The sequence below is a fragment of the Tabrizicola oligotrophica genome (genome assembly GCF_011008935.1).
Taxonomy (GTDB): Bacteria; Pseudomonadota; Alphaproteobacteria; order Rhodobacterales; family Rhodobacteraceae; genus Tabrizicola_A; species Tabrizicola_A oligotrophica.
Genome location: NZ_JAAIVJ010000005.1, coordinates 205701 through 217255 on the forward strand (window position 1 = coordinate 205701; position 11555 = coordinate 217255).

An 11555-nucleotide genomic window follows, 5' to 3' on the forward strand; every position below is an offset into this window, starting at 1 on the left:
GATGGTCAAGCCGCGCCGGACATGCTAGCGCTGCGGCCGATCCGCACAAGCAGGCTGTCTGCGATGTTCCTTCTCTTGCCGCTTCTGGTGGCGGCCGTCTTTCTTTACCTCTGGCTGTCGCGTCGGAATTCCACGCTGACGCGGGTGTGCCGGTGGCGACAGGAGCGCGCGGCGGGACAGTGGCGCTGCGCCGCCTGCGGCGCGGTGCAGACGGGCGACGTCGCGCCCCGCGATTGCCTGCGCCTTCGGAACTGAGGCTACCCCGAGGTCAGGTGCCGCACCGTGTCACGGCCGCGCAAAGCGCCATTCGGTGATCTGCTCCCGCGTCTCGCCCGGCCGCAAGGCGATCGAGGGAAAGCCCGGCTGCGAGGGCGCATCCGGCCAGCCCTGGGTTTCAAGGGCAAGACCCTCATAGTTGCCGCGTCCGGGCCGCCGCGCTCCGCGGGCGTCATAGACCTGCACGCCGGGTTCCGTGGTGGCCACGCTCAGCCGCAAACCGGATGTCCCTTGCAGGTGAAGCACCTCACGCAAGGCAATCTGCCCGCGAGACAGGCAGAAATTGTGGTCCAGCGCCGGGCGTCCGGGTGTCAGCAAGCGCGGTTCGCGGAAATCCATCGCGCTGCCCTGAACCGGCGCAATCTCGCCGGTGGGCAGAGCCGCGGCAGTGGTCGGCAGCCAGTGGTCGGCCGCGATTTGCAGGCTGTGGCCGGTGAAATCGCCGCCGCCGTCCAGCGTCCAATAGCTGTGGTTGGTGGCGTTCCACAGGGTTTCGGCGTCGCTCGTGCCGCGGATTTCCAGCCGCAAGACAGAATCTCCCAGCGAAAACCGCGCTTCGGCCCGGCGGTTGCCGGGAAATCCGCCCAGACCGTCAGGCAGGTTCAGCCCAAGGGTGGCGCGGCTTTCCGTGGCTTCCACAAGATCCCAGATCTGGCGATGCGCTCCAGTGGCCCCCGAATGCAGTGTCGCGCCGCTGTCATTCGGTTCGAACCGATATTCCCGCCCGTCGATCACCGCGCGGGCCGCGGCGATGCGGTTGGCGACCGGTGCGATCAGCACGCCGTGATAGCCCATCTCGCCCTCGTAATCCGCCAGCCGGTCAGAGCCGAGCGTCAGGTCATGCGCCACCCCGGCCAGCCGCACCGATTGCAGCACCGCGCCCCATGTCAGCAGGCAGACCGTCAGCCCGCCGCGGGCAAGGGTGATCTTCCGCACCTCGCGCCCGTCCGCCGTGGTTCCGAAATGTTCAATCCGCGCCATGCCCGCCTCCGGTTTCGGCCAGACTGGCGGGGTGGGGCAGTCTTGGCAAGGCTAGTTGGTGCAATCGGCGATGGTGGTGCCAAGCGCGCGCAACAGGTTGCCATAAAGCCCGGCCCCGGGGTCAAGCTGCGCGCCTTCCGGGTCAAGCAGCCCCGCCGCCGTCAGCCCGGTTGCTTCGGCAAGCTGGGTGACGAGTTTCGGGTCATGGTTGGCCTCGGAAAACAGGCAGGCCGGGCCTGCGTTCAACAGCGCCTCAACCTCGGCGATGTGCCGGGCGCCGGGGCCGGTCGCGTCGCCTTCGGCAAGCGTGGCGGCGATGGTCAGCCCGTAATGGCCGGCAAAATAGCCATAGGCATCATGATAGACGACCAGAGCTGTGCTCTTGGCAGGGGCCAGAAGGCTGGCGATCTCGGCATCCAGCACGGCAAGGTCGGCCTGCGCCCGTGCGGCATTGTCGGCATAGGTCGCCGCGTTTTCCGGGTCGAGCGCGGAGAGTTCGGCGGCGATCAGGCCGAGCCAGGCCGAGGCATTGGCCGGATCGAGCCAGACATGAGGATCGATGCCGGTATGGTCATGCCCGGCCGCGGCCTCCTCCTCCGCATGGTCCTCGGCGAGGCCCGCGTCATGGTCATGCGCCTCGCCTTCCTCGGCACCAAACCCTTGCCGGTATGTGGCTTCCGCCTGCAAGAGCCGCAGCTGACGGGCGCCGGAAATCCCCGCAAGTGCCCGATCCAGCCAGGGCGTCATTTCCGGCCCGATCCAGACCACCAACCCCGCCTCCTGCAGGCCGGCCGCCTGCGAGGGCCGCATCTGGAAGGAATGGGCGTTGGCGCCCTTGTCCAGCAACAGCTCCGGCTGGCCCAGATCACCCATCACCTGCGCCACCAGCGAATGCACCGGCGGCAGGTCCGCCATGACGCGCGGCACTTCGGCCAGCGCGGGGGCGGTGCTGGCCAAAAGGAATGATATGATATAACGCATGAACAAGGCCTTTGCTTTTCGGGTGGGGGCTGGTATGTATGTTACATTATCACATGTCAAGGCCGCCCCATGCCCTCTCATGCCGAAACCTGCCCTGGCTGCCAGACGCCCGATCTGGCCTTTGCCGCCCATGACCATACCCATTGCCGCAGCGACGCCTTGGCGCGGGCCGAGGAGCTGGCCAGCGCGCGCGGTCTGCGCCTGACCCCGGTGCGGCGGCGGGTGCTGGAGATCCTGCTGGAGGCGCACAAGGCCATGGGGGCCTATGACGTGCTGAACCGGCTGTCGGCCGAGGGTTTTGGCAACCAGCCGCCGGTCGCCTATCGCGCCCTGGAGTTTCTGGAGGACAACGGCTTCGCCCACCGCATCCGCCGGCTGAACGCCTTTGCCGCCTGCATGCATCCGGGCGAGGCCCACGCGCCCGCCTTCCTGATCTGCCGGGCCTGCGACACCGTGGCCGAGGCCCCGGCCGCCCCGGTCATGGCGGCGCTGACCCATGCTGCCGCCCATACCGGCTTCACTGTGGAGCGCGCCAATGTCGAGGCGGTGGGCCTGTGCCCGGCGTGCAGGGCCGCCGCATGACTCCGTTGATTGCTGCCGATCATGTCTGCGTGCGCTTTGGCGGGGCCGAGGTGCTGCATGAGGTGTCGCTGGCCGTGAAGCCCGGCGAGATCGTGACCATCCTTGGCCCGAACGGGTCGGGCAAGTCGACGCTGATCCGGGCGCTTCTGGGTCTTGTGCCGCTGGCCCATGGCACGGTGTCGCGTGCCGAGGGGCTGCGGCTGGGCTATGTGCCGCAAAAACTGGCGGTGGACCGCTCCATGCCCCTGACGGTGCGACGGTTCCTGTCCCTGCCGACCCGCGTCAGTGACGCGGCCGCCGCAGCTGCCCTGGCCCGTGTCGGGGTCGAGGACATCGGCCAGCGCCAGATGGCGGCCCTGTCCGGAGGCCAGTTCCAGCGCGTGCTTCTGGCGCGCGCGCTTCTGTCTGAGCCGCAGCTTCTGATCCTTGACGAGCCGACCCAGGGGTTGGACCAGCCCGGCGAAGCGGCGTTCTACCAGCTGATCGAGACGGTGCGGCACCAGACCGGCGCCGCAGTGCTGATGGTCAGCCATGACCTGCATGTCGTGATGGCCGCCTCGGACCGCGTGATCTGCCTCAATGGCCATGTCTGCTGTGAGGGCACGCCGCGGGTGGTGTCGAACGCGCCGGAATACCGGGCGCTGTTCGGCCTTGGCACCAGGGGCGCGCTGGCGCTCTACCAGCACGAACATGACCACGCGCATGACCATGACCACGGCCACGGGCATGACCACGCCCACCCCCATCACCACGAGCATTCCCATGCTGGATGACTTCACCACCCGCGCGTTGTTGGCAGGGATCGGGCTTGCTGTGGCAACTGGCCCCTTGGGCAGTTTCGTCGTCTGGCGGCGCATGGCCTATTTCGGCGACGCCACCGCCCACGCCGCCATTCTGGGCGTCGCCCTGGCGTTGGCCTTTCAGTTGCCGCTGGCGCTTGGGGTTCTCGGCGTGGCGCTTGCCATGGCGCTGACCGTCTCGACGCTGGCCGCCAAGGGCTGGGCGATGGACACCACGCTGGGCGTGCTGGCGCATTCGGCGCTGGCCTTTGGTCTTGTGGCGATCTCCTTCGTGCCGGGCGTTCGGACTGATCTGTCGGCCTATCTCTTCGGCGATATCCTTGTAGTGTCGCGCGGGGATCTGGCGCTGATCTGGGGCGGGGCGGCTCTGGTGCTGGCACTTCTCGTCTGGCGCTGGCAGGCGCTGCTGACCGCGACGCTGTCCGAGGAACTGGCCCATGCCGCGGGGCTGAACCCCAACCGGGAAAGGCTGGTCCTGACCGTGGCGCTGGCGCTGGTGGTCGCGGTGGCGCTGAAGGTGGTGGGCGCGCTCCTCATCGCGGCCATGCTCATCATCCCGGCCGCCGCCGCCCGCGCGCTGGCCCGCACCCCCGAGGCGATGGCGGCGCTGGCAACCGGGATTGGCGGGCTGGCAGCCTTTCTGGGCCTGCGGCTTTCGTTGTGGCAGGACACCGACGCCGGCCCGTCGATTGTCGCCTCGGCGGCGGTGATATTTGCATTGGCGGCGGTTGCGGGGCAGCTGCGGCGAGGTTAGCCTCGGCCCGCAACCCCGGAGACCGCCATGCCGCTCGCCCAACTTCCCGCACCGCCCTATTACGTCGTGACTTTCGCCAGCCAGCGGACCGCCGGTGACGATGGCTATGGCGCGATGGCCGATGCGATGGTGGCGCTCGCCGCTGGCCAGCCCGGCTTTCTCGGCGTCGAAAGCGCCCGCGGGGCCGATGGATTCGGCATCACCAATTCGTTCTGGACCGACGAGGCCGCGATCCGCGCCTGGAAGGCCAATGTCGATCATCTGGTCGCCCAGCGGCGCGGCCGCGCGGACTGGTATCAGGCCTATGCCGTGCGGGTCGGGCGCATCGAACGCGCCTATGGCAAGACCGGCGACTGATCCGCCCGGTCCCCATCCCTCGCCCTGAGGCCCTCCGCGAAAATCCGGCGACTCCTGCCGCCTTCGGTGATGCCGTTTTCTGGCCCCCATGTCGTTTTTCGCCGTCAGGTGTCGGGCCTTCTTGCCCAAAATCCCACGGTTGCGGCAGATAAGATGCAAAGACCCTGACCCCCTTTGCGGAGAGCCCCGATGAAAACCCATGTCAAAGCCCTTGTTGTCGGCGGTGGTGCCGTTGGCAACGGCATCGCCTATCACCTGGCCAAGGCGGGCTGGGATACCATGCTGGTCGAGCGGGACGAACTGACCGCGGGCTCCACCTGGCATGCCGCGGGGCTCTTGCCGCTGTTCAACATGTCCTACGCCACGACCCACATCCACAAATACTCGGTGGATTTCTACAAGGGGCTGGAGGCGGAAACCGGCCTGAACGCCGGCTTTGCCGTGGTCGGCAACCTGCGCATGGCGCAGCGCCAGGAACGCATGGACGAATACATGCTTTATTCCTCGGTCGCGGAAACTGCCGGGGTTTACCACGAATTCCTGACGCCGGCGCAGATCAAGGAGCGTTGGCCGCTGGTGCGCACTGACGATCTGAAGGGTGCGCTTTACCACCCGCAGGACGGCTACATCAACCCCGCCGACGTGACGCAGGCCATGGCCAAGGGCGCGCGGCAGCTGGGCGCCACCATCGAGCGCAAGATTCAGGTGAACGGCTATCGCTGGACCGGGTCGGAGTGGATCGTGTCCTGCACCCGGATGGAGGACAAGGGCGGCATGCTGGTGCCGACCGAGGAAACCTATGAAATCCATGCCGAGCATGTGGTGACGGCAACCGGCAACCACGCGCAGCGCACCGCGCGGATGCTGGGCATCAAGATTCCGGCTATTCCGGTCGAGCACCAGTATATCGTGACCGAACCGGACCCGATGCTGCAGGAATACCGCAAGAACAACCCCGAACACCCGGTTCTGCGCGACGCCGATGCCAAATGGTATGTCCGCGAAGAGCGCGGCGGCTGGATCCTTGGGCCTTATGAATACGGCGCCCCGGCGCGGTTTGAATATTCGGTGCCCGACAGCTTCCGCGCCGACCTGTTCCAGCTTGATCTGGAGCGGATCGAGGCGGAATACATGTCGATGATCCACCGTCTGCCCTCGTCGGAAACCGCCGGTCTGAAGGACGATTTCAACGGCCCGATCTGCTATACCCCCGACGGCAACCCGCTGGTCGGTCCGGTTCCCGGCCTGCGCAACATGTGGATCGCGGAAGGCTTCTCCTTCGGCATCACCGCGGCGGGCGGCACCGGCTATTACCTTGCCCAGATGATGACGGCGGGCGAGGCGGAAATCGACATGGCCTCGCTTGACCCCAAGCGCTACGGCAACTGGATGACCACCGAATACGCCGCGCGCAAGAATGAAGAGTGCTACAACCACGTCTTCATCCTGCACCACCCGGACGAAGAGCGTGAGGCTTGCCGCCCGCTGCGCACTGCCCCGGCCTATGACCGCCAGAAAGAGATGGGCGCGCAGTTTGGTCAGGTGAACGGCTGGGATCGCCCGAACTACTATGGGCCGAAGGATGCCCCGGCGTCGTTCGACCACGACTCGCGCTCGTTCCGCCGTGGCGCATGGTGGCAATATGCCAAGGCCGAAGCCGAAGCCGTGCGCAACACGGTCGGCATCATTGACGCCACCGCCTTCACCAAGCATCTGGTGCGTGGCCCCGGCGCGACCGCCTTCCTTGACCACTTCACCTGCAACAAGCTGCCGAATGTGGGCCGGATCAACCTGACCTATGCGCTGACCGACCACGGCACCACCCGCACCGAATACACCATCGTGCGGTTGAAGGAGAACGAATACTACCTGATCTCCGCCGGGGCGTGGACGGCCTATGATGCTGATTTCCTGATGAAATCGGCTGAAGACTTCATGGTGGCGGGTGGCGGTCATGTCGACATCCACGACATCACCACCCAGTGGGGGGTCTACGCTCTGGCCGGCCCGAACGCCCGCGCGCTGTTGAACGACATCGTGAAAGACGCCGATCCGGCGACGGTTCTGGGCAACAAGCGCTTCCCGTGGCTTTCCTACCGCGACATCGAACTTGGCATGTGCCCGGTGCGCGCGGTGCGCGTGGCCTATACCGGGGAACTGGGCTGGGAACTGCACTACCCGATCGAGTTTGGCCGCTACCTCTGGGATCTGATCTGGTCGGTCGGTGAAAAGCACGGGCTGAAGGGTGTTGGCGCCCGGGCACAGAACTGGCTGCGTCAGGAGAAGAGCTACCGTGCCTTCGGCAACGAGTTGGGCCGCGACGCGACCCCGCTGGAAGCCGACCTGCCGCGCTTTGTCGACATGTCGAAAGAGTTCCGCGGCAAGGCCAAGATGGTTGAGACCGGCATCCGCTCGAAGTGCTGCACGCTGTTGATCGACGGCCCGGCCGACGCCGATCCGTGGGGCAAGGAGGCGATCCTGAAGGATGGCGTCAAGGTTGGCCGTCTGACCTCGGGCGGCTATTCGGTGGCCTTCGGCAAGCAGATCGGCATGGGCTATGTCAGCCCGGAACTGGCTGTTCCCGGCACCAAGCTGAAGGTGAAGATGCTGCTCAAGGAATGGGACGCGGTGGTGGTCGAGGACAGCCCCTTCGACCCGTCGAACGCCCGCATCCGCATCGACGGGTGAGGCGCGCATCGACGGGCTTCCACCGGAAGCCCGTCGATGCCGAACGCCCGGGCTGGTCTGCGAAGGTCGGCCCTGCGTGCGGCAGCTTTGGCCGCCGCGCCGATTTCTTGCAAGAAAACTGGGCCGCCCCCGGGGGCGGCCTTTTCTATTGCACGCTGCGTCGCGCCAGCCAGTCGGCCCAGGCCACCTCACCCCCGGCAAAGACGTTGATATCCGCCTTGCCGCCGATCCCCGGCACCAGGCCGGTCGAGGTATATTGCCAGAACGTCCAGGGCTGGCCCGGATAGCGGTCGGACGGATGCGCCGCGACCGAGCGCAGCCAGAATTCCACCCCGGAAAGCCGCCACAACTCGTTGTCCTCAAAGAAGTCAACCGTGGTGTAAAGCAACGGGGCCGTGCCGTAATGCTCGGTCAACATGGCGACGATGACGGCTGCGTCGCGGCGGATCACCGAAGCCTCGCGCCGGATGGTGCAGGTGGGCGAGGTGGGGGTCCATTCCATGTCCAGCACCGGCGGCAGGCTGCCCGGTGCTTTCGGCACATGCCTGAAGAACCAGCGCGCCTGTTCCTCGGGTGCGCGACAGTGGTAGTAGAACAGATAGGCCCCGCGCCTCACTCCGGCCCGGCCCGCATCGCGCCAGTGATCCTTGAACATCGGGTCCACCATGTCGCCGCCTTCTGTGGCCTTGATGAAGGCAAAGTTCACCCCGCTTTCCCGCGCGGCCTGCCAATCCACCGCGGTCTGGAACCGCGCGACATCCACGCCATGCACCGCATAGCGGCGCGCGCGTGCGGTTTCGGGATGCGGGTCAGAATCGCTGAAACTGGCGGTCGTGACCGGGGCTTCGGCAGCGGGCCGGGCGTCCGGTTCGGGCGCGCGGCCCCCGCCGCAGGCGGCGAGGGCAAGGCAAAGGCTGGCAAGGAGCGGGGCGTGGGCAAAGGTGTGCGGCATGATGCCGTATCCTGACCCGAGGCAGGCTGTTTGTCACCCGGCGAAAACGGGCCGTTGGCGGTTTTCGCCTATGCGGCCGGGACGGTAAATTCGTCCCAGGCAGCAAGGGCATGCGCGGCATACATCAGCGCCGGTCCACCGCCCATCTGCACACACATCGCCAGAACCGAGCCGAGTTCCTCGCGGCTCGCACCGGCCCTCATCAACGCCTCGACGTGCAGATTGACGCAAGGCTCGCAGCGCTGCGTCACGGCAATCGCCAGCGCCACGAACTCGCGCTGCTTCTTGTCCAGCGCCCCGTCGGCCATCGCCCCCGCGGACAGCGCCTGAAAGCCCTTGGCGGTTTCGGGGTTCAACTTGTGCAAGGCGCGCAGTTCGGTGCGGATCTCGGCGGTCTTTTGCCTGTAGGTCATGGGCCTCTCCTTTGTCCGCGTGGTGGCAGACAGGCGGCGAGGATGCCATGATCTGGATCAATTACATGCACACTCAGGAATGTGAGTGGCGGGCGACCAGCATGAGGTTGTTGGCCGGCATCGCGGTGATGGCGACGGTCATGCCTGCGCCAGCAAGGCGGTTGCCGACCCAGCCCAGATCCTTGTAGCCGATGGCCGGGTCCTGCGCGCGCAGCGAAGCGTCAAAGGCGGCGTCGCCCGCGCTGGTGGCGCGGCCATCCCGCAGGAAGGGACCGTAAAGGCAGGCAGCTCCACCGGGCGCAAGCGCCTTGGGCAGTTCGGCAAGCAGGGTTTTGGCGGCAGGTTCCGCGATCAGGTGCAACAGGTTTGTCAGCACGATCGCGTCCCATTGCCCAAGTCGCGCCGCCCATCCGGCCTGCGTGGCATCTAGAAGCACCGGGGGAAGGATGCCGACCCCGGCATGGGCGGCCCAAGCCCGGATCGACGGAAAATTCGTCTCGTCGACATCCGAGGGCTGCCAGATCAGCCCCAGCGGCCCCGCCATATGCGCGGCATGCAGACCCGACCCGGACGCGATTTCCAGCAGGCGGCCCCTGAGGCCAAGCCCTTGCAGAACCTCAAGGATCGGTCCGGCATTGCGCGCCGCCGAGGCCACCATCCGGCGGCCGTCGGGCAGCGTTTCTGCCCCGCTGTCGGGCAGCTTCAGGCTCATCCGAAGCGGGCGGGCGACAGGCTTGCCACCAGATCGGCCCCGAGATCCGGGCTGCGGCCCCCGATCAGGTCGGCGGCCAGCAGGCTGGCGGCGGGCGAGGTCTGGAAGCCATAGCCGCCCTGGCCGGCCAGCCAGAAGAACGACGGATCGCGGGCGTCCGGCCCGATCACCAGCACCCGGTCCGGGGCAAAGGTGCGCAGGCCGGCCCAGTTGGAAATCAGCCGGGTGACGGGTTCGGTGACGAACTCCTCATAGCGCGCCAGTCCTTCGGCCAGCACCATGTCATCGGCCCAGGCGTCATGCGGTTCGGCCGGGTCTTCTTCGGCCGGCGAGACGATCAGCGCGCCGGCATCGGGCTTGGCATACCACAATTCGCCCACGCCAAACATCATCGGCCAGTGCGAAACGTCATGCCCGCCCGGTGCGGGAATGCGTGCCATCGAGCGGCGGTAGGGCTGGAAGCCGAGCGGCGCAATGCCCGCAAGCCCGGCCACCTGATCGACCCAGGCCCCGGCGGCGTTCACCAGAACCCGGCCCTCGAATTCACCCGCCGGGGTGGTGACTGCCCAACCCGACGTGGTTTTGCGAATGGCGGTGACGCGGGCATTCGTCACGATCTGCCCACCATTGCCACGTGCTTCACGGGCGAAGTTCTGCACCAGAAGGTCGGTGTCGATGTCCCAGGCGTGGTTGCCATAGGCGGCCTGGGTGATGCTGTCGTTCAGGATCGGCACCATGGCGCGCGCCTCGTCCATGGGCAGGTCGTCCAGCGCCATCGCGGCAGCCTCGTCGCGCAGCTGTGCGGTCTCATGGGCGCGAGCGAGGATCATCAGCCCGCGCGGGCTGAGGACGTTGTCCTGCGCCCGGAAGAACTCGCCCGAGGCCAGCGACAGCTCCACCACCGGCTTGAGCCCGTAATGCGGCTCATAGAGCGCGGCCGACCGGCCCGAGGCGTGATGGGCCAGATGCGCTTCGGCCTCCAGCACGGTGACGCGGCCGAGGTGCGACATGCGGGCGGCTGCCGAAATGCCGGCGATGCCGCCGCCGATGATGAGAAAGTCGTTCATGCTTCTTCCAACCTGTCCGTGGCCGGCGGGGGAGCCGGAGAAAGCGCCGCAATCCGGGCGTAGAGTTCCGCTGTCATAGGATATTCCGCGGCCGCAAGCGAGGGGGAAAGCTGCAGGACGCTGCGGGCAGAAATGAGCGGAATCGGCGCTGTGGGGTGACATTTCGCCCAAGCGACGGCCAGGGTCGCAGGATGAGTGCCCAAATCTGCCGCCAGAGCAGCCAGATCGGCTGCGGCCTTTGCCATGTAATCCGGGGCGTAGCGCGCGGCATAGCGGGCATCTTCGGTCAACCGTCCGGCACCGCCCGCGGCGTATTTGCCCGACAGTAACCCGCCGCCAAGCGGGGAATAGCTGTAGACGGCGATGCCCTGATCGGCGGCCATCGGCAAAAGCTCGACCTCGGCTTGCCGCTTGATCAGCGAATACATTGGCTGGATGGCGTCGATCCTTGTCCCAAGCGCATGGGCGGCGGCTTGGGCCTTCATCACCTGCCAGGCCGCGAAGTTCGACAGGCCGATGCGGGCGATCAGCCCGTCGGACTGCCAGCGGGCGAGGGTTTCCAGACTTTCGGCAAGTGGGGTGTCCGGGTCGTAGCGGTGGAGATACAGAAGATCGACCGGGGCATCGAGCCGCCTGCGGCTGGTCTCGAACTGCGCGGTCAGATTGGCCCGCCCTGCGCCGCCCTCATAGCCGATCTTGGTGGCGATTTGCAGGTCGCGACCGCGGGCGAACTGGCCGAGCAGGGTTTCCGAGCGGCCGTCGGTATAGACCCAGGCGGTGTCGAAATGGCGAATGCCTGCGTCATGGCAGGCGTGGAACATGGCCATGGATTGCGCGGCATCGGCGCGGCCGCCGCATTGCATGGCCCCGAAAGCGAGAGGGCTGGACATGGCGCGACCATGCCCAGCCCCGCTGTACGATGCAAGCCTTGGCGCGACACTCCTCGTCGTCTTCGACGCTCGACGAGGAATCCTCCGACGGGAAGCCGCGGG

Annotated in this window: 13 protein-coding genes; 6 read left to right on the plus strand and 7 right to left on the minus strand. The window is 66.9% G+C overall.

Features of this window, described 5'->3' with window-relative positions:
* Positions 1-63: 63 nt before the first annotated feature.
* Complete coding sequence (locus tag G4Z14_RS10805; protein ID WP_164625561.1) at positions 64-255, plus strand: hypothetical protein; 192 nt, start codon at positions 64-66, stop codon at positions 253-255.
* A 30-nt stretch (positions 256-285) separates the two neighbouring features.
* Here the strand turns inward: G4Z14_RS10805 and G4Z14_RS10810 are convergent, their stop codons facing one another.
* Together G4Z14_RS10810 and G4Z14_RS10815 are read right to left on the minus strand one after the other, a co-directional pair.
* The gene (locus G4Z14_RS10810; RefSeq protein WP_164625562.1) at positions 286-1257 is read right to left on the minus strand and encodes an aldose epimerase family protein; all 972 of its coding nucleotides are present in this window, start codon (positions 1255-1257) and stop codon (positions 286-288) included.
* A gap of 51 nt (positions 1258-1308) precedes the next feature.
* Positions 1309-2238, minus strand: coding sequence for a zinc ABC transporter substrate-binding protein (locus G4Z14_RS10815; protein WP_164625565.1), 930 nt, complete (start codon positions 2236-2238; stop codon positions 1309-1311).
* Between the two features lie 69 nt (positions 2239-2307).
* On the opposite strand from G4Z14_RS10815, the gene G4Z14_RS10820 reads away from it, so the two are divergent.
* The 5 genes from G4Z14_RS10820 (at position 2308) to G4Z14_RS10840 (ending at position 7419) form a co-directional block, all read left to right on the plus strand.
* Positions 2308-2820, plus strand: coding sequence for a Fur family transcriptional regulator (locus G4Z14_RS10820; RefSeq protein ID WP_164625567.1), 513 nt, complete (start codon positions 2308-2310; stop codon positions 2818-2820).
* Positions 2817-3593, plus strand: a complete 777-nt coding sequence (locus G4Z14_RS10825) for an ATP-binding cassette domain-containing protein (protein WP_164625569.1) — start codon at positions 2817-2819, stop codon at positions 3591-3593. Before G4Z14_RS10820 ends, G4Z14_RS10825 begins: the two co-directional genes overlap by 4 nt.
* Complete coding sequence (locus tag G4Z14_RS10830; protein ID WP_164625645.1) at positions 3583-4374, plus strand: metal ABC transporter permease; 792 nt, start codon at positions 3583-3585, stop codon at positions 4372-4374. Before G4Z14_RS10825 ends, G4Z14_RS10830 begins: the two co-directional genes overlap by 11 nt.
* Positions 4375-4401: 27 nt before the next feature.
* Positions 4402-4731 carry an antibiotic biosynthesis monooxygenase family protein gene (locus tag G4Z14_RS10835; RefSeq protein WP_164625571.1) on the plus strand — a complete coding sequence of 110 codons (330 nt, stop codon included), beginning with the start codon at positions 4402-4404 and terminating at the stop codon, positions 4729-4731.
* A 189-nt stretch (positions 4732-4920) separates the two neighbouring features.
* On the plus strand, positions 4921-7419 hold the full coding sequence (locus tag G4Z14_RS10840; RefSeq protein WP_164625573.1) for a GcvT family protein: 2499 nt from the start codon (positions 4921-4923) through the stop codon (positions 7417-7419).
* A 145-nt stretch (positions 7420-7564) separates the two neighbouring features.
* Here the strand turns inward: G4Z14_RS10840 and G4Z14_RS10845 are convergent, their stop codons facing one another.
* The 5 genes from G4Z14_RS10845 to G4Z14_RS10865 all read right to left on the minus strand — a co-directional run bounded on the left by G4Z14_RS10845 (position 7565) and on the right by G4Z14_RS10865 (position 11453).
* Positions 7565-8371 carry a GH25 family lysozyme gene (locus tag G4Z14_RS10845; protein WP_164625575.1) on the minus strand — a complete coding sequence of 269 codons (807 nt, stop codon included), beginning with the start codon at positions 8369-8371 and terminating at the stop codon, positions 7565-7567.
* 68 nt (positions 8372-8439) lie between these two features.
* Positions 8440-8784, minus strand: a complete 345-nt coding sequence (locus G4Z14_RS10850) for a carboxymuconolactone decarboxylase family protein (RefSeq protein WP_164625577.1) — start codon at positions 8782-8784, stop codon at positions 8440-8442.
* Between the two features lie 73 nt (positions 8785-8857).
* The gene (locus G4Z14_RS10855) at positions 8858-9496 is read right to left on the minus strand and encodes a DUF938 domain-containing protein (RefSeq protein ID WP_164625579.1); all 639 of its coding nucleotides are present in this window, start codon (positions 9494-9496) and stop codon (positions 8858-8860) included.
* Entirely contained in the window at positions 9493-10563 is a 1071-nt protein-coding gene (locus tag G4Z14_RS10860; protein WP_164625581.1) for an NAD(P)/FAD-dependent oxidoreductase, read from the minus strand. Before G4Z14_RS10860 ends, G4Z14_RS10855 begins: the two co-directional genes overlap by 4 nt.
* Positions 10560-11453: an aldo/keto reductase gene (locus tag G4Z14_RS10865; protein ID WP_164625583.1), complete on the minus strand. Its 894-nt coding sequence runs from the start codon at positions 11451-11453 to the stop codon at positions 10560-10562. Before G4Z14_RS10865 ends, G4Z14_RS10860 begins: the two co-directional genes overlap by 4 nt.
* Positions 11454-11555 lie beyond the last annotated feature (102 nt).

Bases quoted from the DNA above. Each gene is read 5' to 3' on its own strand.
- G4Z14_RS10805 (WP_164625561.1), top strand. From the start codon at position 64: ATGTTCCTTCTCTTGCCGCTTCTGGTGGCGGCCGTCTTTCTTTACCTC.
- G4Z14_RS10810 (WP_164625562.1), bottom strand. From the start codon at position 1,257: ATGGCGCGGATTGAACATTTCGGAACCACGGCGGACGGGCGCGAGGTG.
- G4Z14_RS10815 (WP_164625565.1), bottom strand. From the start codon at position 2,238: ATGCGTTATATCATATCATTCCTTTTGGCCAGCACCGCCCCCGCGCTG.
- G4Z14_RS10820 (WP_164625567.1), top strand. From the start codon at position 2,308: ATGCCCTCTCATGCCGAAACCTGCCCTGGCTGCCAGACGCCCGATCTG.
- G4Z14_RS10825 (WP_164625569.1), top strand. From the start codon at position 2,817: ATGACTCCGTTGATTGCTGCCGATCATGTCTGCGTGCGCTTTGGCGGG.
- G4Z14_RS10830 (WP_164625645.1), top strand. From the start codon at position 3,583: ATGCTGGATGACTTCACCACCCGCGCGTTGTTGGCAGGGATCGGGCTT.
- G4Z14_RS10835 (WP_164625571.1), top strand. From the start codon at position 4,402: ATGCCGCTCGCCCAACTTCCCGCACCGCCCTATTACGTCGTGACTTTC.
- G4Z14_RS10840 (WP_164625573.1), top strand. From the start codon at position 4,921: ATGAAAACCCATGTCAAAGCCCTTGTTGTCGGCGGTGGTGCCGTTGGC.
- G4Z14_RS10845 (WP_164625575.1), bottom strand. From the start codon at position 8,371: ATGCCGCACACCTTTGCCCACGCCCCGCTCCTTGCCAGCCTTTGCCTT.
- G4Z14_RS10850 (WP_164625577.1), bottom strand. From the start codon at position 8,784: ATGACCTACAGGCAAAAGACCGCCGAGATCCGCACCGAACTGCGCGCC.
- G4Z14_RS10855 (WP_164625579.1), bottom strand. From the start codon at position 9,496: ATGAGCCTGAAGCTGCCCGACAGCGGGGCAGAAACGCTGCCCGACGGC.
- G4Z14_RS10860 (WP_164625581.1), bottom strand. From the start codon at position 10,563: ATGAACGACTTTCTCATCATCGGCGGCGGCATCGCCGGCATTTCGGCA.
- G4Z14_RS10865 (WP_164625583.1), bottom strand. From the start codon at position 11,453: ATGTCCAGCCCTCTCGCTTTCGGGGCCATGCAATGCGGCGGCCGCGCC.